19 protein-coding genes and 1 tRNA gene are annotated in these 19,729 nt (G+C 53.8%); 7 read left to right on the top strand and 13 right to left on the bottom strand.

All coding sequences use genetic code 11. The features are described 5' to 3' along the window. Positions 1 to 121: 121 nt before the first annotated feature. From ACP153_RS08995 to ACP153_RS08975, 5 genes are all read right to left on the bottom strand, one after another. Positions 122 to 802, bottom strand: a complete 681-nt coding sequence (locus tag ACP153_RS08995) for a hypothetical protein (protein WP_424970639.1) — start codon at positions 800 to 802, stop codon at positions 122 to 124. 110 nt (positions 803 to 912) lie between these two features. Further along, complete coding sequence (locus ACP153_RS08990) at positions 913 to 1,188, bottom strand: thermonuclease family protein (protein ID WP_424970772.1); 276 nt, start codon at positions 1,186 to 1,188, stop codon at positions 913 to 915. Positions 1,189 to 1,200: 12 nt separating this feature from the next. Beyond that, complete coding sequence (locus ACP153_RS08985; RefSeq protein ID WP_424970638.1) at positions 1,201 to 1,563, bottom strand: thermonuclease family protein; 363 nt, start codon at positions 1,561 to 1,563, stop codon at positions 1,201 to 1,203. Between the two features lie 123 nt (positions 1,564 to 1,686). Then, entirely contained in the window at positions 1,687 to 2,172 is a 486-nt protein-coding gene (locus ACP153_RS08980; protein WP_424970637.1) for a hypothetical protein, read from the bottom strand. Then, a complete protein-coding gene (locus tag ACP153_RS08975; RefSeq protein WP_424970636.1) occupies positions 2,159 to 2,506 on the bottom strand; it encodes a helix-turn-helix transcriptional regulator in 348 nt (115 codons plus the stop codon). The genes ACP153_RS08980 and ACP153_RS08975 overlap by 14 nt, the downstream gene beginning before the upstream one ends. A gap of 654 nt (positions 2,507 to 3,160) precedes the next feature. Between ACP153_RS08975 and ACP153_RS08970 the strand changes: the two genes are divergently transcribed. Together ACP153_RS08970 and ACP153_RS08965 are read left to right on the top strand one after the other, a co-directional pair. Then, positions 3,161 to 4,003 (top strand): hypothetical protein, encoded by an 843-nt coding sequence (locus ACP153_RS08970; protein WP_424970635.1) that lies wholly within the window; start codon positions 3,161 to 3,163, stop codon positions 4,001 to 4,003. After that, entirely contained in the window at positions 3,981 to 5,417 is a 1,437-nt protein-coding gene (locus tag ACP153_RS08965; RefSeq protein WP_424970634.1) for a hypothetical protein, read from the top strand. Before ACP153_RS08970 ends, ACP153_RS08965 begins: the two co-directional genes overlap by 23 nt. A gap of 50 nt (positions 5,418 to 5,467) precedes the next feature. Here the strand turns inward: ACP153_RS08965 and ACP153_RS08960 are convergent, their stop codons facing one another. After that, a complete protein-coding gene (locus tag ACP153_RS08960; protein ID WP_424970633.1) occupies positions 5,468 to 6,049 on the bottom strand; it encodes a DUF3768 domain-containing protein in 582 nt (193 codons plus the stop codon). Positions 6,050 to 6,234: 185 nt separating this feature from the next. On the opposite strand from ACP153_RS08960, the gene ACP153_RS08955 reads away from it, so the two are divergent. Beyond that, on the top strand, positions 6,235 to 7,398 hold the full coding sequence (locus tag ACP153_RS08955) for a type IV secretory system conjugative DNA transfer family protein (protein WP_424970632.1): 1,164 nt from the start codon (positions 6,235 to 6,237) through the stop codon (positions 7,396 to 7,398). A 187-nt stretch (positions 7,399 to 7,585) separates the two neighbouring features. Next, the gene (locus tag ACP153_RS08950) at positions 7,586 to 9,088 is read left to right on the top strand and encodes a recombinase family protein (RefSeq protein ID WP_424970631.1); all 1,503 of its coding nucleotides are present in this window, start codon (positions 7,586 to 7,588) and stop codon (positions 9,086 to 9,088) included. A 190-nt stretch (positions 9,089 to 9,278) separates the two neighbouring features. Here the strand turns inward: ACP153_RS08950 and ACP153_RS08945 are convergent, their stop codons facing one another. The 6 genes from ACP153_RS08945 to ACP153_RS08920 form a co-directional block, all read right to left on the bottom strand. After that, positions 9,279 to 9,890 carry a hypothetical protein gene (locus ACP153_RS08945; protein ID WP_424970630.1) on the bottom strand — a complete coding sequence of 204 codons (612 nt, stop codon included), beginning with the start codon at positions 9,888 to 9,890 and terminating at the stop codon, positions 9,279 to 9,281. Positions 9,891 to 9,927: 37 nt separating this feature from the next. Further along, entirely contained in the window at positions 9,928 to 10,626 is a 699-nt protein-coding gene (locus ACP153_RS08940; RefSeq protein WP_424970629.1) for a hypothetical protein, read from the bottom strand. A gap of 3 nt (positions 10,627 to 10,629) precedes the next feature. Then, positions 10,630 to 12,306 carry a B12-binding domain-containing radical SAM protein gene (locus tag ACP153_RS08935; protein ID WP_424970628.1) on the bottom strand — a complete coding sequence of 559 codons (1,677 nt, stop codon included), beginning with the start codon at positions 12,304 to 12,306 and terminating at the stop codon, positions 10,630 to 10,632. Between the two features lie 174 nt (positions 12,307 to 12,480). Beyond that, the gene (locus tag ACP153_RS08930) at positions 12,481 to 13,281 is read right to left on the bottom strand and encodes a GNAT family N-acetyltransferase (RefSeq protein WP_424970627.1); all 801 of its coding nucleotides are present in this window, start codon (positions 13,279 to 13,281) and stop codon (positions 12,481 to 12,483) included. Next, positions 13,271 to 14,557 carry an amidohydrolase family protein gene (locus ACP153_RS08925; protein ID WP_424970626.1) on the bottom strand — a complete coding sequence of 429 codons (1,287 nt, stop codon included), beginning with the start codon at positions 14,555 to 14,557 and terminating at the stop codon, positions 13,271 to 13,273. Before ACP153_RS08925 ends, ACP153_RS08930 begins: the two co-directional genes overlap by 11 nt. A gap of 325 nt (positions 14,558 to 14,882) precedes the next feature. Next, a tRNA-Cys gene (locus ACP153_RS08920) sits at positions 14,883 to 14,956 on the bottom strand. A gap of 184 nt (positions 14,957 to 15,140) precedes the next feature. Here ACP153_RS08920 and ACP153_RS08915 point away from each other — a divergent pair. The 3 genes from ACP153_RS08915 (at position 15,141) to ACP153_RS08905 (ending at position 18,242) form a co-directional block, all read left to right on the top strand. Further along, a complete protein-coding gene (locus ACP153_RS08915) occupies positions 15,141 to 15,794 on the top strand; it encodes a protein-L-isoaspartate O-methyltransferase family protein (RefSeq protein ID WP_424970625.1) in 654 nt (217 codons plus the stop codon). A 63-nt stretch (positions 15,795 to 15,857) separates the two neighbouring features. Beyond that, complete coding sequence (locus tag ACP153_RS08910) at positions 15,858 to 17,228, top strand: TolC family outer membrane protein (RefSeq protein WP_424970624.1); 1,371 nt, start codon at positions 15,858 to 15,860, stop codon at positions 17,226 to 17,228. A 159-nt stretch (positions 17,229 to 17,387) separates the two neighbouring features. Beyond that, on the top strand, positions 17,388 to 18,242 hold the full coding sequence (locus ACP153_RS08905; protein WP_424970623.1) for a hypothetical protein: 855 nt from the start codon (positions 17,388 to 17,390) through the stop codon (positions 18,240 to 18,242). Here the strand turns inward: ACP153_RS08905 and ACP153_RS08900 are convergent. Next, positions 18,239 to 19,699, bottom strand: a complete 1,461-nt coding sequence (locus ACP153_RS08900) for a cobyric acid synthase (protein ID WP_424970622.1) — start codon at positions 19,697 to 19,699, stop codon at positions 18,239 to 18,241. The two genes, ACP153_RS08905 and ACP153_RS08900, sit on opposite strands and share 4 nt — an antisense overlap. Between the last annotated feature and the right edge of the window lie 30 nt (positions 19,700 to 19,729).

Raw genomic sequence — 19,729 nt, 5'->3', positions numbered from 1 at the left:
TACGCAAAATGCGTATGAAGTCAGGCAAGGGTTTTTGCCAGAAAGGCTCCGCAATGTGCACCTATGCGCAGCGCTGGTACCCAGGCATGACCCCCACAGGGGGTGGGGGTGTGTATGGGGATCATGACGACTGCACTTTCGCATTGGGGTTGACGCCCATTTGACTGAAATAGGCCTCGGCTTTTTCGCGAGAACCGAAGCTCATCGAGCCATAGCGGTACGTGCCATCTTCTAGAATGAGATCGCGCCCAGCAATCGAGGCTTTGTCACCCAAGAGCTCGGCGACCGGTGTTTCAATACCAGGTGTCGGCAAGGCTGCTTGCTTGTTCCCTGAAGGCAAGGATATTGCTGCTTCGCTGGGCGCAACTTGGGCATCATCTTTGCCCCGGGCACGATAGGACGCGCGCTCATCGACTGGTTGGTTTTTCGTGGCAGCGATTGCTGCTGGCTGTGCCTTCGTCGCCTGTGCAGCGTATGATGCGGCTAGCTGCTTGCCCTGTTGAAGCGACTGCCGCGAAACCTCCAGCTGTTCTCGGGCGACCTGCAGTGATTGTTGTCCGTATTCGGCACTATCAACGCTGGCACGTCCCATCTGCACCAGAGCAAGACCAAAGAAGCCGAGCATCGCTAGAATGACCCCTGGCGCTGTTCCCATGACTGCCTGCATGGCGCCTGCGTTGCGCCCAAAGCTCGATCCGGCTGACATACCACCCAAGGCGACAATCCCGCCGACGATTATCACGACCCAGCTGCAGATTGCCAAAAAGCTAAAAAGGCCGCGTGCGGCTTCGTATGAACGCATAAAACTATCCCTTCCCATATCTGTGGGAAGCAGGCTGCTATCGAAGGCATGTTGGTGTCAATTCAATTGCAGTCCGTACAAACGCGCCAATCTACCGGTTCTGCAATGCCCTAAGACTTTTTTGCGGCCTGGTGGCTCTCATATTGTTTCCAGACATGCATACGTCCCTTTTGGCGGGCATCAGCCAGCCAGAGTTTCCTTCTAACCCCAGCGATCTCAAGCGATGTGTATATGCCGCCGGAGAACTTCGGCCAGTCGATTGCTAACCCTTGTTTGACCATCTCGGCGGACAGATCACGACCATCCGGAAGAAAACACTTGGCCACCGTGCGCCCATACTCGTCTTCGTCGGTGATTTCCGCCCGGACGTGTTTGCCTTTGCACAGCGCAACCAGCGCTCACTTGGCTTTCTGTCCATAGGGATGATCAAGTTCAGGAGCGTCGATACCAAACAACCGTATCTGCGTTTTCTTAATCACGATGGTATCGCCGTCAACAATCCGGGCCGGGCCGCTGATCTCGCGTGGCTTCGCCAAACTGTGTGACGTTTTTTGATCGAACGGACGTGGAGAGGATGCTCGTTTTTTGGGCGCAGTCTCCCAAGGATCAATCGGTGGAGGTGAAGTGTTATCGTCGACCTTCCCGCGAAACCGCAGTGCAACTGCAATCGCCGTAACCAGAACAAAAATCAATACCAAGAGTTCCACAAATAAACCTTTCAAAAAGAAATCACGGGCACTCGCGGCGCGGGAATCGCGCATCCAAAATTGCATCGGAAAGGAAGTTTGGGAAGCAGGGCGAGCAAAGAAACATGAAGAGGGTGTATCAACAGCCGTCGGATCATACCAAAACCGCCCCGTTGGAACGGGCGGTTTCGTGGAATTCTATCCCATGGCTGCAGCCAGCTTATCTGGCGGGCCGTTGATTACTTCTTCGGCCAGAGCCAGAGCTTCGAAGACAATCATGTTGCGCGGCTCCGTTTCGAAGAAGCGGCGTTTCTTCTCAGGCAAGTACCCGATCAGGTCAGGGTGCCGCTTCACCGCGCTTTCCGCCTCTTCATACTTCGATTGGAAAACGCGCGGTCGAGCAACCTGCACATCGAGAACGTAGTTGTGGCTGGCTAGTTCTGCGATGGACGCGATGAGCCGCCGGGAGCGACTGCCTTTGCGGCAGTTTTCATCGCATTTCTCAGTGACCACGACATCGGGCTTGAGCGTGTTGATCAGCTCTTGGGCGAAGGCGACGAGATCGGTGGCTTTGCCCGAGACGGTTGTGGTCACCGCCCAGTCGAGCAACTGAGTACCTTCGAGGAACACATAGCCGACCCGGCCCGATGATACGGCCACCGACAAGACCCTAAGCGCTGCCATGATCTTGGCTCTCGGCCAACCGACGCTTCATGCGCGCGAGAGAGCCGGGACGGTTAAAGGTGCTCATGGCTTTCCGACCAGTTGCCGGAAGCGTTGAGAGCCGGACTGATAAGTGTTTCTTCCGCTCGGCCATAACCTCCGCAAAGAAGCTTTCGAAAGACCGACCATAGACGAGCGACAGGTCGATGATCTCAATCAGACTGGGGCGGCGCTTGCCGTGCTCCAGCTGCGAGACCACCGTCTGATGGGTATCAAGAAGATGTGCCAGATCATCTTGGGTGTAGCCCGCTTTCTTGCGTGCCAAGCGCAAGTCGAGGGCAAATTGAGAACTCATGAATAATATGAACTTAGTGAATAATCCTCGTGGTGGGAGGATGTTCAGTCTAAGTCGCCGAAGAACCCGATTCTAGCAGGCAAGATATGGTCTGACGTTATAGGTTCGGCGGGATCGCGTTTTGCAGGACGAACGTACCGTGCAGCGCGGGTGCGTGGAACCGGACCCCTAACGGGTCCGGCCACCAGCGAACATTCCGCGCTGCGTGTTCGTCTCTAAAATGCGAAAGAACAGGGCTCAGCAACATCTCGCGACTGATGCTTCTAAGCCCCGGAGAGCGGCTGAACCAGCCGAGGCTGGATACCTAGTATACGCGTTTGAAACATAATTCTTTCAGTGCGGGACAGTTTGGGCCATTTGGCAAGGGTTCGCGCTGGTTTGACAAATAGCACCAATTTACCTTTGCTTTCGATCTGCTACCTTCGACTAAACCTCTTCACAACATAACTTAAGGTGTGTACCATCAGTTTATATTATGAGGAGAATTGAATTGCTCAAGTATCTGATAATGACGCCATTTTTGCTTCTTCAGGGTCTTCCATCGACACCGTGCCAGATCAATCGTGACTACGGCCAAGCAGAAATAGCAGCAAGTAACTGCGTGGTTGGGACCTGCTGTGGTCAACATGGCTGCTGGTCTCGCTGCAGTTGTTGGTGACCGCGATGCTAAAACTTGCCGGGTTTTCGTTGGGTGTCTTGTTGATGTTGGTAGGCATCGTCCTGGCAATGCAACAGTTCATTAACTTTCCCATTTTTGAAGAATACGTGCGACCACATCCTGCAGCTCGGCCTCAGGTTGGATTGTTTGGATTATTGTTCTTTGGAACTGGCCTTGCTCTCATTCTAACTCAGGTGTTTGCGGAGAGTTATGGTGCACGGATCGCTGGTATTGCTTTCGTAGGCACTCTGGCGGCGCTCTATATATTTATGCTCATTGCTAGGAGTACGGTTTTTGCTACAGAGATCGATTATGATTTATCGATTTTTTACCCAAGAGATTTACGTCTCTCGGTGGATTGTGGCCGCGAGAACTTCCAGACAAATCTGGCGAGCGCGAAAAGGCCAATAATGACGGTATCAGCCGACCCCGATCAAGTTTTAGAAATCCGGAAAGCTGCGTTGGACTATGAGGAAAGACATATCAGACCAAGTAATGCTCCCCCTATCCTAATGGATAGCGATGTACGAGCAGTAAAATTTGGTCATGTCGGGGAGCCCGATAGAGACATTATTTTATCGCCAATTCGAAACAATGGTAGGACCATTGTCTTTTTTATCCCCCACGTCCTGTTAACAACAGATGACGAACTGTCCCTTTTTCTAGCTGGCGAACAAACCCTTGTTCAGTCTGGCGGGACACGAAATGTTCAGAACGCCGAAGTTGTTCGCGTTTTTACCCTTCTTGTCGATAGGCAGGCACCTACTGAGCGCGGAGTACACCGTCCAGTAATTCAAGCTTCAATCAACTTAACCGGTGTACGAGATGCTTGTGGTTAGATTGACGCTAGCTATTGCTTTTGGACTCTTCCTTATCAGTCCTACACAAGCTCAAAGCCAGTCTATTATCGATGCCATTGAAAAACTGGATGAAAGTCGAGACGCGTCATGCAAAGCGAGCAGTTCTTCATTGAGCTCGCTCATTAGATTGCTTGAGGCATCAGCAAACTCAAATGGCAATGTGTCTGATATTGCTGAAGGGATTAGAGCTTTAGCGGTTGAGGATTTTTGGGTCAGCGAAGACCAAAGAGAGAGTCTCAGAGCGCTTACAAGCATAGGAGCAACAATCCCAGCGGTTGGCCCAATACTTGCTGAGGCTCAGGCATCAGCAATGGGTGAGTTGAAATCAATTGTCTTCCAACATCTCCATGATCCAATTCAGATGATTGAATCACTTGATAGTTTGGCAGAAGTTAACGCAAGCCTTGAAAGGTCCAACCCTTACTACGTGGCCGAAATCAAGCTCACATTGGCAGAGTATCTATCTGACTATTCGTTTCGTAGTATCGACGCTTCAGGTTGGCCTCTACCACTTTCGAGTGAAGAAAGGGGTTCTACCACAAGCGTAGAAGATCCAGCTTCGTTGGCCCAAGAGTTACTCGCTAGATCTATAGTTTTGTATGAAGATTTGGCTGAATTCTACTCTCGAGAATACAGAAGTGCGAAGATATTTTCGAGAGATATTGGAATGGATTTTCGATATCAAGCGGCACTTCTCAAATATGTTGTTGGTGACCCGTCGTGGGGTATTAGTCTTGCCAGTTTAGCGATTGATGCATCTGACGCCGACTTATTTGGAAGTTTTCAACCGGCGCCGCACGTTTTTGTATATGGATTTCTGTTACCTCCACGAATAGCCGAACTAGAGGTTTCGAGCGATGGTTCTGTAGCAGATTGTGGGCCAAACAATAGCCCTAGTGTTGGCGTGAACAATGTAAGTGTTGGTCCGGCAGTAAAGAGATTCTACAATCCCGTACAGCTTTCTGTCTATACGTGCACTATTTTGCGTAACACCAGAGAATTTCCCTCATTATTATCTTTGTCCTCGGCTCTGTCTCGTTTCAACAATGCGGATTACAGAATCGTGTTAGGACATTTTGAAGGTCAAAAGGTCCGGTTTTCGAGAAGCTCTAGGGATCAGTTGAAATCGGATGCTCTGGAGTTGGTTTCCAAGATAGCGTCAGTGGAGTTGTCTGAGGGGTACTATGAGGTGGATAGAGAGTGCGTTCCTGATAACGTTTCCGAACTGGTTGGTCCGCCTGAACTAAGCCTGGGTGAGCAAGTGGTTGGTGAAAATGACGGATACCTGTACTTTGGAAATAGGCTCAACTACGTTGACGCAACGAGACTACTAGAGGCTCTTTCTGAGTTTAGGCTGCTCAGGGAAAGCTACTTGATCAGACCTAGGATATAGGCAATCCTACCATCAGTTATTATACTGGTGGAACTCAAGTTTCTTGATAGTCATCTTCTATTCGGGCTCGAGAAATGGCCGCCCTGTAAAGGCGGCCAGATTTGGTATTCTGAAGCTAACATGATCGTCAGCACGCGGAGCGTACAGCCTTCATTAGTCGGGTTCTCTGACCCCTGCTGGAGCGTCGGATCGTAGTAGTCAATCTTGAATAAGACCTTCTCGCCTTCCATTTCGATGGGTCCGAAGTCATGCTCGCCCGAAGGGTCATTATCGTCTGAGAAGTCATCGAACTCCCGCACAGCTTTGACCACTGCGACCGCGAATTCACCGCCCATTTCTTGGATACCTGAGGTGAGCATGATGGAGCCACAACCTTGGCCGGTGGTGCGGAAACGATCATTCAGCTCTCGGATACGTTGGTTGGGCGGCAGCTCTTGACATGACCAAACCAATTCAGTGGTAGCTTCGCAGTTCTGACACAATGCCTGGTCGTGGGTCGTTTCTAGTTCCCACAACCCAATATCTGTACTCCAATAGGCCCAGGCATTTCTCACCACCCGCTCCGACCCGCATACTTTGCAGCGTGGTACTGAGCCAATGTCACCAGCCACGTCTTCTTGCAAAATTCCCATGGTTCATTCCCTTCAGCATGGAGCGAGCAGGAGACAGTCCAGCACGCTCCGCTGAGGGCGATGTAAGAACGATCTGTGAGTATTGTGCCGGGGCTGAAGGAAGGCGACAAGCGGTCAAGTTATGCGCTCAGATTATGCCGAATACCTTGACTGCTAGTTGGGTCAGCTAGATCCCCGATACTTGGATGATGCGCACTCCAATTATCGGACTGGCATTCCGCCGGAATAAAGACCCAGCACCATTTGGGGCCGAGGTTCGTGAGCGGTTGCTCCATACCTATGCAATTGGCCAGACCGGCACTGGAAAGACCACACTCTTGCAAAACCTGGCTTGGCGGGATGCCAAATTTGGTAATGGTTTGTGCCTCATCGATCCGCATGGTGACTTGGTTGAGAGCTTGCATCACCACATCGCGTCATCGCACCTTTACTGGGACGTGGCAGACCCCGCTTGTCCGCTTGGATACAACCCACTCAAACGCGTCGCTGAGCCATACCGTCCGCTAGTCGCATCCGGCCTGATCGAAACATTCAAGAAGCAATGGCCGGATGCCTGGGGTGCTCGGATGGAACATTTGCTGCGGCACGCTGTTTTGGCACTGCTGGAGCAACCTCAAGCTGACCTGCGCGATTTAATGCGCCTGTTCGTATACAAGGGTTATCGTCGCCAAGTTACCGAGACACTGACAAACCCCCAAGTGCGGTTCTTTTGGAAGCACGAATTTCCAGCACTGAATTATCAAACCAGCGCTGACGGCGTGTCGCCAATTGCCAATAAGCTGGGGGCTTTCCTGGCACATCCGTCGGTACGAACGACGTTATGCGAACCAGCGGAACCGCTAAGCTTTCGCTCAATCATGGATAGCGGGCAGATACTGATTGTGAACCTAGCCAAAGGACGCCTTGGAGCAGATGTGTCGAACGTTATGGGCGGTTTGATCACCTCAAGCATCATGCAAGCGACCTTCACCCGTCATGGATTGCCAGAAACAGCGCGACGTCCGTTCTTCCTCTATGTAGATGAGTTTCATAACCTCACCACCAAGACCTTTGCCGGGATGCTATCTGAGGCCCGTAAGTATGGACTTGGGTTGATCTTGGCCCATCAACATCTGTCCCAAATCGACAATGAAGTGCGGGACGCCATCATCGGGAACGTGGGCAATCAGATTGTGTTTCGAGTGGGGGCGAGTGATGCGCAGTTCTTCGAACGGCAGATGCCAGCGTTTTCGACCTTCGACTTTCAAAACCAACCGAACCATCGCGCCAACGTATCGCTCACTCATCGAGGCGAGCGCCTGAAGCCGTTCACCGCATCGATGTATCCGCCATATCATGGTGGCGCTTAAGTTGGCTGCTAGGCCGGTCACAGCGATTTTCATACCCTTGCAGTATGAAGAACGATGACCACTTGCAGCAACATCTTGAGCTCTGCCATCGCATTTATCTGCGTCTGCTGGCAGACGGCACCTGGCCATGGCCAGACTCGCAAGATTCTGAGGATGTGGTAGATTCGGAAAGCCCCCAACCTGATGTATGAAGCAGTGTTTTGGATACATCCGCGTTTCCACCCAAAAGCAAGGTGAGGGCGCGTCACTAGAAGCGCAGAAAGATGCGATCACGGCATTTGCGAGTCAGCAGGGCCTCTCAGTCATCAAATGGTTTGAAGAAAAGGAAACCGCTGCGAAATGTGGCCGTCCGATTTTCACCAGCATGATCCGTCGTCTGCATCGCGGTGAGGCCGCTGGTCTGATCATGCACAAGATTGACCGCAGCGCCCGCAACATGCGGGATTGGAATCTGATCATGGAGCTACCGAAGTATGGTGTGAAGCCGTATTTTGCCGTGGATAATCTGGACTTCGAGACCCGCGCCGGTCGGCTCTCAGCCAACCTGCAAGCCGTCATAGCCGAAGACTACATTCACAATCTCCGAGAAGAAGCCAAGAAGGGTCTCTATGCCCGCCTCAAGCAAGGCTTGTATCCGTTCAAAGCCCCCATTGGGTATCTGGACAACGGCAAAGGCAAGGTGAAGACACCGGACCCTAAGTACGCCCCGATGATCCGCCAAATGTTCGAACTCTATGCCAGCGGACAGCATTCGTTTCGTTCATTGCATGAAGAGATGTATCGTCGCGGGCTGCGCAATACCAAAGGAGGGAGGGTGAGCATGGCGGGTATAGAGACCATCATGAACAACCCGTATTACACAGGCTTGATAGCGATCAAGCGCAATGGGCAAACATATCAGGGTATTCACGAGCCGATTGTCCCAACGTCGCTGTTTCGGCGCGTACAAGATATCAAAGCAGGCAAGTGTGGGCCAAAAGTGACGCGACACCACCATCTGTTCCAAGGATTGTTTCGGTGTGGGCTGTGTGATGGGCCCATGTCCCCAGAGCTGCAGAAAGGCCGCGTTTACTACCGTTGTCAGGTCAAATCATGCGCTACCAAGACGATCCGTGAGGACGTGCTGGAGGCCCAAGTCGCGCGGCGTCTAACCTCACTTATCATTGATGAGGCAGAAGCAAACAGGCTGGAGGTGGCATGGTGTGAGCGTCAGTCAGAAGTCGATCATGCAGAGGCTATCAAATCCCTGGAACTGCGCGTCGCAGATGAAACCACGCGGCTCGCTCGACTGACGGACCTCCTGATTGACGGAACTATCGACAAAGACGCGTATCAGCTACGAGAACGTGACGGCAAACTTCGATTGGCCGAGCTCCAGAAAGAGCTGGCCACATTGCCCGATCCAGCGGCAGAAACAGCCAAACACATGCAGTTCCTCGAACTCATGAAAAGCCTTGCAGAGCTTTATATTTTGGCCGAACGAGACGAAAAACGTGCCATCGTACAAAACTGCTTCTCGAACCGCACGGTATCTCCGAAAGATGTATGTTTAGAGCCGTATGATTGGTTGCAGAGGGGCAAAATTGCGTACCCCGTCTTGGTTGGTGCACATTTGCGAGACGCAGATCGAACTTTTTTGAGGCTTCTCTATCTTCTGCGTGCCTACAAATCGGTAGGACGACAAGACTAACATTCTTTCCATCACTGATGGTGAACCAGAGCGGAAAAGAGGCCAAACTCTAATCAAGTCTCTTGAAAGCAAAAAGGCAATAAAAGCGGCATTATAGTAACGATCGAATGCAAAGACATTACCTCAAGGGTTCTGAACCATGGGAAATCAGGGTGTTCTGCCCAATCATGTCTCGATTAATCGAAATCCCTCACCGAAGCCAGAGCGCTACCGCACGCACGGCTAAATTCAGAGATCGCCCACCACGAGGCGAGTATCCAGGAGACCATTTCACAATTCCCAATAAGTCTACTGGATTATCGTGACAGAATACCAATTGCGATTTTGCTGCTTCCGGCACGTACACTGGAAGCCTGTAGTCATCACCTTCGACTCGAACAACGAAACACTGCTCGTCGTGAAATGTGACTACAGGTAACTCAAGTTTGGGCGGAGCGAATGGATCAAACTCAAGAGTCTCGTCGTGATTTGGAACAACGATCCTGCCTCGGAGCCTTACAGCCGCTCCAGAAACGAGGCGGTTCTCTCCACTTTGCGCAAAGGCTTCCACTGCTTCACCAACAGACGAAAATACGACTTCGCTCGGCAAATTCGGAACAACGGCGAGAACGATATCCTCCGGCAGCATTGCTCTTATGTCGCGCATCACGGAGTTCGTTTCTGCACCAGATACCTCTCCCTGGATCAAAAAGTTCCAACTTCCACTTATCTCACGCCCAGATGTTCGTCCAATCTCCATCCCAACGTACTTGACTGCAATTGATCGGATGGTTTCGCCATCAACATAAACTAAGTCAGGCACGAACTTCTCCTCGTCTTGTATCGCGAGACATAAATTTCTAATCCAACCAAGGCTGCCGACCAGCGCTACGTTCGTCACGATACCGCCGAATGTTCCAAAGCCCTTCCAGGTACACCATATACATACCACCAAGAACCATCAACGAAAACCCAATGTGGTCTTGCGTCAGTGGGGTTTCTGAGATGAATGCGACCCAGCTTAGGGAGAAGTTGAACTTCAGCCCTGCTTCCACCGAAAATAGAAACCAAAAAATGCCCAAGTTCAAAATTACAGCAATGATACTTCGCACCATCCACATGTTTAGCTCCTTCGCGCTCTCATGGGGCGGGTCTGTCAGGCTTCCTCGGAATTTGTTAAATAGATAATTCCAAAGCGTATATACAGCTTCAATCCCAGAAAGCATCAGCCAAAAGTAGGGCGAGTAACCCCAATACTCGTTTCCTTGCAGCAGCAATGAGGGGATCGCAGCATAAAACACAATTAGAAAAAGATCCAAGACAAACCAAATTGTAATGAAGTAGCTAAATTCTGCGCGCGCTGTTAGCCACGCGTTTAACGAAGAAAAGATCGCTATAATTCCGAGTAAGAATGCTGCTGTTGATGAGTAAAGCGGAAGGCAAACTACCGCAAGCAGAAAAACTGCGATAAATAGTAGCTCAACAGAAACTTGGATAGGCAGTTTAGAGCCGGGAATGGGCGCGCCCGGCTGGTTCTTAGCTCCATTTCGATGGGCCATCAATCAATCCATCGAAATAGTTCTGGACGAAGCCACTTCTAGCTGTCGTCCCGCAAGATGAAGCGAGTCGTAAGTTTTGCACTCCGTACCTATCCATTCGGCAAGCCTATCGACTTCTGCACCAATCTTAACAAGCTTACGGCTCTTAACATCACCAATCAGCTTTGTGAACGTAGATACGGCAAACGGGGTTAATCCATCAAACCAGGCCATCGTCTCCTCGGTTTGCGCGGGTCGCGTTTCGTTACCATCCTTAGAGAGTTGGGCTTCGAGTTGGATCGAACGCTGCGTAAGCTCTGCCGCGAGCATTCTTGTAGCTTCCGCCAGAACTTCCACACGCACATCAGGATTTGTGGTTGAACCATTTCCTCTGCTGAGTTTCCGGCGGTACTCATATAATAATGGTGCTGCGTTGCGAACCTCTTGATCATTGCCTTCCGTTACGTCGACCAATGCACTTGACGGCGTATTTTCCAGGGCAGTGAGAGAATTATTAAAGAAAACAGGCTGCGTTATGAGATCACCTCTCAATGCGCATAGTCGCTCCAACTCAATCGCGCTCTGTTCAAGCTCGTCAAAAGTCGAGTTTCTATCAAATGTAATAAATCCCATGCGCAGGCGTATGTTATGCTGCATTAGCAGCTCAATCGCCTCGACATTTCTTTCGACAGTGACACCTTTTCGATATCTGTTCAGAACATCCTGGGAGAAAGACTCAACTCCAATAAAGACAGCATATAGACCAGCCTCCTTTAGCTTCATAATGCTGTCCTGTCTTATGTCATTGGCTCGAGCGTAAATGCTAAAGGCTATGTCTTTCAGCCCATTCTGCAATATAAGGTCCGCGATTCTCAAAGCCCATTGATGACCGCGTTTTCCAGGCCCAAAAAATTGCGGGTCTACAAAAGCGAATTCTCGGACGCCATGAGTGAAGTATAAGAATGACATTTCATCAACAACGTCTTCCGGGGCTCGACCTTGCCAAGAATATTCACCGTGGGTTTCCTCTTTTGATCTTATATAGCAAAAGGTGCACTTGGCGTAACAACCTCGGGAGGCCATGATTGCGCCAACGTAGTCTTTTGGATTCTGTGATAGCCTTGAGTCATGGAAATAGTAACGCGCTGGCCAGGGTAGATCGTCAAGGTTTGGTCTGGGGGCGACGGGAGTTGCATGCAGTTTCCCGTCACTCGCTTTAAACATTGTTCCCGTGGTTGACGGCAAGTCGTTACCCTCAATGATGCATCGCACAAGAGAAAGTGCGTCATGCTCCTCTCCAAGTATGACACTATCGATGGGTAGTTCTCTGAGGAAACGCTCTGGTCCAACCTGGGTGTTTCCGTATATTGATAGATGTGGCTTTTCCGAAGACGCAATGGCCGAAAATTTTCTGATCATCTCAGAAACATGGAACGGATTATTTGTGGGATGTTTATCCACAACCCAAATTATTAAGGACGCCCTCTTTTTTAGAAGCTCCTCCGGATTAAATTCGAGCGGGGACGACCTAAGCGCATAGTCGTATACTTCGGCATCGTAACCGGCTTTTAAGAACACGGACAACAAGTACGCAGCATTTACGTCCTCGTGCCACTGCAGGTACTCATAATTGTGCTCTGGTGCTCGTACAATGACAACATCTGGATTTGAGTGTTCTTTTGAGTTAAGCACATACTTCATACTGGCTTATGTCCCGCAATCATCAACTTCACGAATCTACGTACTGCAGTTCGACTTTCGTCGTCCCGTTCGGATTCAATCAGATTTCGACTAGAACACACTCCTTTCTCTAGAGCAAAAGACTCTTTTCCTTGCGCGCTTTTATCCTTGCGGGAAGTAGATTCCCAATCGACGTTACCCATGTTTCATGTCCTTTACTATTTCTCTTGGTGCGTATCCTTGTCTCAAGAATGCTCTCCAGTACCCCATTTTTTTGAATACGTTTTCACTTTCTTGACCAGCAACAGTTTGTAACATCATATGAGAACAACTCAATGATTTCGCTATTTCCGCCGCTCTGCAGTTTAGTGCACGGGCAACCCCTTTGTTTCTCATCTCAGGCACAGTTGCCACGGCATAAATTCCAGCGATCGGCGGGATGATAACGAGCCCTAACATTCCTGATGTCGTGCCGCCCGTCTTTGCAATAAGGTACTCTACTGAGACGTTTCCGGGCGCATATCGATGACCTTTAATCGCGGCTTCAATATACTGCTCTACTTCTGGACCTGGTAAACCTTGGCGATAGACATTTGCGAACTCAGTATATTCGTCGACGACAGTAGAAATTGTATGCTCACGCTCGTTGGATTTGACGTCACTTACATTAATGAGCATCCATGATTCATCTTCAAATTTCTCATAGCCTGAACGCTCTAAGTGTTCGGAGAATGTAGGCGGCGAGGCATCAGAAGTGTAGAAGCAAGGAGCGCGCCCCCTGTTTCCAAAGAAGTTCTCAGTCTCAAGTATTATGTCATTGAAAGAATTTGCTTCGCCTTGAATGTCGTATGCTTGATTGTACCAAACGTCATTAAAGAACTCGGTGTAAGCAAAGCGAACTCCTCGGCTATCCACAAGCTCCGTAAAGTAGCCTGACAATTGCATTTGGTAGTGCAGTCTTTCGAGAGCCCTAGTATCTGTTGCGCTATGTAGCATATTTCTTTTCCTTAGTATCGGAAACCAGTTCTCCACCCAAGATTACGAGCCTAGGCATTAAAAGACCCTGCAGGTCTTCCAACGGGTTCTGGCTTAGAAATACTATATCAGCCTTCTTTCCCTGCTCCAAGGCGCCTAAGGTATTGTCCCCTAGCGCTTTCGCCGCTAGCACCGTTGCTCCCTGTAAGGCTCTCAATCTGCTTGCACCAAACATGGTCAGGAAATATATCTCTCTGATGAGTGACGAAAAATTAGTTCCTGTACAGCCGGCATCAGTTCCGGTAGCGATTTGGACATTCGGATCGTCAAAGCCAATCGGCAAGAATTCGGTTAATCTGCTGAGCCATGTGCGAATCGAGCTCGGTACCCCGTTAGGATTTAATTCGTGACTTTCAGGTCTGGCATAGCTCATACGAGAGAATTGACGAAATCCATCTGCGGTGGCTGGGAATTTTGATGTTACTTCCTTTTCAGAGAATTCGTCCAAGGCAGCAGAAATAGTTGGGACGAGCGTAACGTCATTCTTTGTTAGCTTCCTTAGTATCTTCTCGTTGAGTGGCGCAGCATGTTCAATTGTTTTGCAGCCAGCTTGAATTGCCCTCAGCACTCCGTCCTCGCTTGGGAAGGTGTGACAAGCGACCGGCAGTCCGTATTGGTTTGCCTCATTGACGAGAAACTCCAAGTCCGCCGAACTCAAGGTCGGGTCATAGCCTCTACCCTTAGCCTCGGTGTCTTCTGGGTCGTTCATGACTTTGATAAGGTCGGCGCCCATGTCCACGTTCTTGAGAACCGCATCGGTTATTTGAGATCGAGTTTTGACCTCAATTGCGCGATCACAATAGTGTCCGCCAGGATAGGTAATGACTGGGCCAGCAGCAAAAATCCTAGGGTGGCTTCCCATCACTCCGCTTAGTGCGCTTCGAACTCTGAGCGTTTCTCCAAATGGCGAACCGACATCTCTCAGGGTCGTTATTCCATATGAAATTGCTTCATGCGCGTTCCTTGCCGCATTCGACAATGCGACTTGGAAATTCCGCTCTGGAAAGTCCTCAGAAGTTGCACTTAGAGACGGATTGTCGCAGAGGTGTACGTGCAAATCGATCAGCCCAGGGATTGCCCATAATCCAGTCGTATCGACACTTAGGGCTTTTGAGGTGTCATCCTGTCTCTCTCCGACATAACTTATCAAGTCGCCTTCTGTGCATAGTGTTGTATTGGTCGTCCAAGTACCATCCTTGATGTTGATGACGTTGCAGTTGATATACTTGGTCGGCAAATTGCTTTCTCCGCTGCCTGCATCAAGCCTACGGGGCGAAAACGATTTTGTACATACACAGCTACAAGAATCGCCGAGTGGCCAAGACGCTAAAGTGAGGATGAAACACTTTGGATAGTGGTGTAAATGTTCGATTTGATTGGTGGGAGTGGCGTACTTCGAACTCACGACCCCTGCATCCCGCCGACAGAGCTATCAGCAAGGCTGGCTAGTTTGGTTGCGCTGCGAGCTATCGCGGTGAGTTGAAGCTGCGAATAAAGAGCCTAAGCTGAGCCTAGATTGCCATTCGAGGCTGCTAAAATCGTTTTAAGTATCTGATTTTATTTGGAGGCGAGTACCGGAATCGAACCGGTGTACACGGATTTGCAATCCGCTGCGTCACCACTCCGCCAACTCGCCGCGCCATGGTGTGCGCGAGGGCTTAGCATTGGCGTATCTGGCGCGCAAGCGGGTCCCTTTGGAAATCTCGGGGTCCCGCGCGCGCTCCTGACAGGGGGCGGGCGTCCGTGTCGCAGGCGCTCTGCGTTGCCCAGCGTCCTGCATTATGGCACACCCAGATAACTGCAGTTGGAAAGTTCGAGCTATGACCGACTATGCCGCCCGACGCACGATGATGGTGGACACTCAGGTGCGCCCCTCTGATGTGACGAAATTCAATATCATCGACGCGATGCTGACCGTGCGCCGTGAAGTCTTCACGCCGGACGACAAGCGCGAGATCGCCTATGTCAGCGAGAATGTCCCGCTTGGGGCAGGGCGCGTGATGCTGGAGCCGCGGACGCTGGCGAAGATCCTCGATGCGCTGGACATCCAGCCCGAGGAGATGGTGCTCGATCTCGGATGTGGGCTGGGCTACTCGACTGCGCTGATCGCACGCCTTGCCGAAGCGGTTGTGGCCGTTGAGGAAGACGAGGATCTGGCGCGGGATGCCGAAGCGCTCCTGTCATCCGAGAATGTGGACAATGCGGCCCTGATCACGGCGCCTTTGGCGGAGGGTGCGCCGAAGCACGGTCCCTATGACGTGATCACTCTGCAAGGGGCCGTCGAGGAAGTGCCTGAGGCGATCCTTGCGCAGCTCAAAGAAGGCGGGCGTATCGCGGCAGTGTTCATGGAAGGCGGCCTCGGCGTCTGCCGTTTGGGCTACAAGATCGATGGCGACGTGAGTTGGCGGTTTGAGTTCAACGCATCTGCACCAGTTCTCAACGGGTTTGAGCGCGCAACTGCATTTGTGCTTTAAACGTTAAACTGCTGACTGCATAGTCACCTAAAAAGTGATTCGATCACAGGAGAGGTGCAGGCAGTGTTCACCAGATCTATCCGACACATGGCCCTTGGGGCCGTTCTGGCGTGTTCCACGGCGCTTGGCGCGTCTGCGCAATCTCTGACCGATGCGCTGGTCGACGCCTATAAGAACAGCGAACTCATCGAACAGAGCAGGGCGCTTTTGCGTTCTGCCGATGAAGATGTGGCGATCGCGACCGCGCGGCTGCGGCCAATCCTCGATTACACGGCGTCGTATGCCTATACGGATTCCCTGACCTCGGAAGGGGACAGTGCAGCGATAGGCGTCACCGCATCGCTGTTGCTTTATGATTTCGGGCGTTCGCGCCTGCGGATCGAGGCGAACAAGGAACTGGTGCTCGCGACCCGTGAAGCCCTGCGGGATACGGAGCAGGATGTCCTGTTGAACGGGGTCAGCGCCTTCCTGAACGTGCGCCTCGCCGATGACAATGTGGAGCTGCGCCGCAATAACGTGCGCGTGATCACCGAACAGCTGCGCGCGGCCCAGGACCGGTTCGAAGTCGGGGAAGTGACCCGGACGGATGTGGCCCAGGCCGAAGCCCGTCTGGCAGAAGCCAATGCGAACCTGACCAGTGCTCTGGGGCAGCAGGCCTCGGCGCGCGAGGTGTACCGCGCCGTTGTTGGCAGCTTCCCGAACGCGCTCTCGCCACCGCCGCCGTCCCCGACCATCCCTGGCAGCGTGGAAGAGGCTGTCTCGATTGCAGAGCGCACTCATCCCTCGATCCTGCAGGCCCGCCACAATGTGCGCGCCTCCGAGATTGCGGCCGAAGTGGCCGAACGCGCCATTCTGCCCTCTGCCAATGCTCAGGCCAGCGTGACGCGCAACATCCGCGATCGGCTGGATGACACCAACGACTCGTCCATCGGCCTGTCGATCACCGGCCCGATCTATCAGGGTGGCGGGCTGAGCGCGGCCTATCGCCAGGCGCTGGCTTCGGTTGACAACGCACGGGCCGGGCTGAACCAGTCTGTGCTGATCATCCGGCAGAGTGTCGGGATTGCCTGGGCCGATATCCTCGTGACCCGGGCCACGATTGACGCCACGCGGCGTCAGGTGGAAGCCGCCGAAGTGGCCTTCGAAGGCGTGACCGAAGAGGCGCGTCTCGGCGCGCGGACCACGCTGGATGTACTGGACGCCGAGCAGGATGTGCTCGACGCTCGAACCTCCCTCCTGTCGGCCGAGATTTCCGCCGTGCAGGCGGTCTATGACCTGCTGCAATCCATGGGGCTGATGACGGTGGAGTATCTGGGCCTACCCGTGCCGACCTATGACCCGGAGGTCTACTACAACGCGGTTTCCAACGCACCGGCGACCAGCACCCGGGGTGCGGCCCTGGACCGCGTGTTGCAGAGCATCGTGCGCGACTGATCCAAGGGTCGTTTCGACCCGGGCGACAGTCCAGAGATATCATCAAAGATCAGGCGGGTTTCGGCCCGCCTTTTTCTTTCCGCGTCGGGCGCAAGACATTTCTATTGTGTGAACGAAGCGCTCTACATACACTATCTGGTATAACGAGCAGAGGGTGCCATGGTCAGACCGTCTTCGAGCGACGCATCGCAGGATGTCCTGAATTCCATTCGGCGGATCGTGACCGACGGGCCGGAGCAGGGCACCTCCAAGCTCGCTTCGCCACTGGAAAACCGGGGGCCTGGTCCCCGCGGTCGGACGGATATCAGGGCGCTCGCGGCGGAATTGGCCGAGGCCAAAGCCATCGGGCCGGATGTGCTCTGGCTCAGCGCGGCAGATGCCGTGCGTCCGCCCCAGCCGAGTGCCGCGCCACCACTGCCGGACCCGGATTTCGCCAATGGCAACTTTGCGGACCGCATGACGAGCCTGACAGATCGACTGGCGCCTGCGACACCGCCCGCGACACCGTCCACAGTGGCGCCCGACGCCCCGAAGCTTGAAGACCCTGAGACACCTGCTGTGGAGGACGTGGAGCCAGAGCGGCCGACCTTGCTTCTGACCCAGGAGTTCCGGGTGCGTCCGACGACCCCAAGACAGACCCCCGTGGCGGCCAAGGCCAAGCCGCCTGCGCCTGAAACCTATGTCGAAGATTCCGACCATATGGGCGGTGCCGTGCAGAGCGCGATGATCCCGGATCTCACCTCCGTGCTGCGCGAGGCGGTGAGCGAGACCGTCCGCGACTCCGTGCGCGAAGCACTGCGATCCGAGGGGGCCCTGACCCCCAAAGCGGCCCCCCTTGAGGACCCGGTGATCGATGCGGATGGCTACATCACGGCCGATGCCGTGCGGCGTCTCGTCTCCGGCATCCTTCAAGAGGAACTGCGCGGGGCGCTTGGCGAAGAGATCGGCCGCCTTGTGCGCAATCTTGTGCAGGCCGAAGTGCAGCGGGTCCTGCAGGACACCCCGCGCGACTAGAGCGCGGGCACGGGCTGCGCGAGGCGCAGCAGCGCATCCAGATCCATATGCGTTTCGAGATGGGCGGCGAGGGCATCGAGCGTCTCCTCGACCTCTGCCTCAAAGCTGCGATCGGAGATCACCGCGCCGAGCCGCTGAAGCGTTTGGGCCCGGAACGTGTCCGCCGCAAACAACCCGTGAAGGTAGCATCCCCGGACGCGCCCCGACGCGCTGATCGCCCCCTCGGCGCGCCCCGCGACGCGCAGCCAGGGCCGGTCGCAATCCGGTCCCTCGGTCACACCCAGATGGATCTCGTAGCCCTGTACCGCCGCGCCGCTCTCGATCTCCTGCGCTTCGGTCAACGCCAGGTGTTTCTCCGGTTGCATCGTCGTGGTGATGTCGAGCAACCCGAGCCCGGGCACTGTCGTCGCTTCCCCCTCCAGCCCCATCGGATCGGCGATGGTCTGCCCCAGCATCTGATAGCCGCCGCAGATCCCGATCACATGCCCGCCGCGCCTCACATGGGCCTGAATGTCGATATCCCACCCTTGCGCGCGCAGATGGGCGAGATCACCGATGGTCGATTTGCTGCCGGGGATCAGGACCAGATCCGCATCGAGGGGCAGGGGGCGCCCCGCCTCGATAATCTCGACGCTGACGCCGGGTTCGGTGGCCAGCGGGTCCAGATCGTCGAAATTCGCGATCCGCGACAGGCGCGGTACCACGATGCGACAGGCGCCGCCCTTGCGAGAGGCCACATCCATCACATCCTCTGCCGGCAAGCGCCAGGCATCGGCGAACCAGGGGATCACGCCGAGCGGCGCCCAGCCGGTCCGGTCGACGATCTCGGTCACGCCGCCATCAAAGAGCCGCACATCCCCCCGGAACTTGTTCACCGCAAAGCCGGTGATCCGGTCGCGATCAGAGGGGGGCAGGATCGTATGCGTGCCGACCAGCTGGGCGATGACCCCGCCGCGGTCGATATCGCCCACCAGAACCACGGGGGCTGAGACCGCCTCGGCAAAGCCCATGTTGGCGATATCCCCGGCCCGCAGATTGATCTCCGCCGGGCTGCCCGCGCCTTCGATCAGCACAAGGTCAGCCTCTGCGGCGAGCCGGTGGTAGCTTTCGACCGCTGGGGCCAGAAGCTGCGGCTTGGCCTTGGCGTAGTCCCGCGCCCGCAGGGTGGCAAAGCGCTTGCCTTGCACGATGACCTGCGCGCCCGTATCGGTCTCGGGCTTGAGCAGCACGGGGTTCATATCCGTCGTCGGCGCAACCCCCGCCGCACGGGCCTGCAGCGCCTGCGCGCGCCCGATCTCGCCCCCATCGGCAGTCACGGCGGCATTGTTGGACATGTTCTGCGGTTTGAACGGCCGCACTCGCAGGCCACGCTTGACGTAAGCCCGGGCGAGACCGGCCACGATCATGGACTTGCCGACATTCGAGCCAGCCCCTTGCACCATAATCGCGTTTGCCATGTGCCCTCCAGCGGTTAGCATCGCAGACCT

This window comes from Dinoroseobacter sp. S76 (assembly GCF_049801095.1).
In the GTDB taxonomy this organism is placed as follows: domain Bacteria; phylum Pseudomonadota; class Alphaproteobacteria; order Rhodobacterales; family Rhodobacteraceae; genus Dinoroseobacter.
The sequence above is the reverse complement of the archived record's forward strand: the minus strand, read 5'-3'. Positions and strand labels throughout refer to the sequence as shown.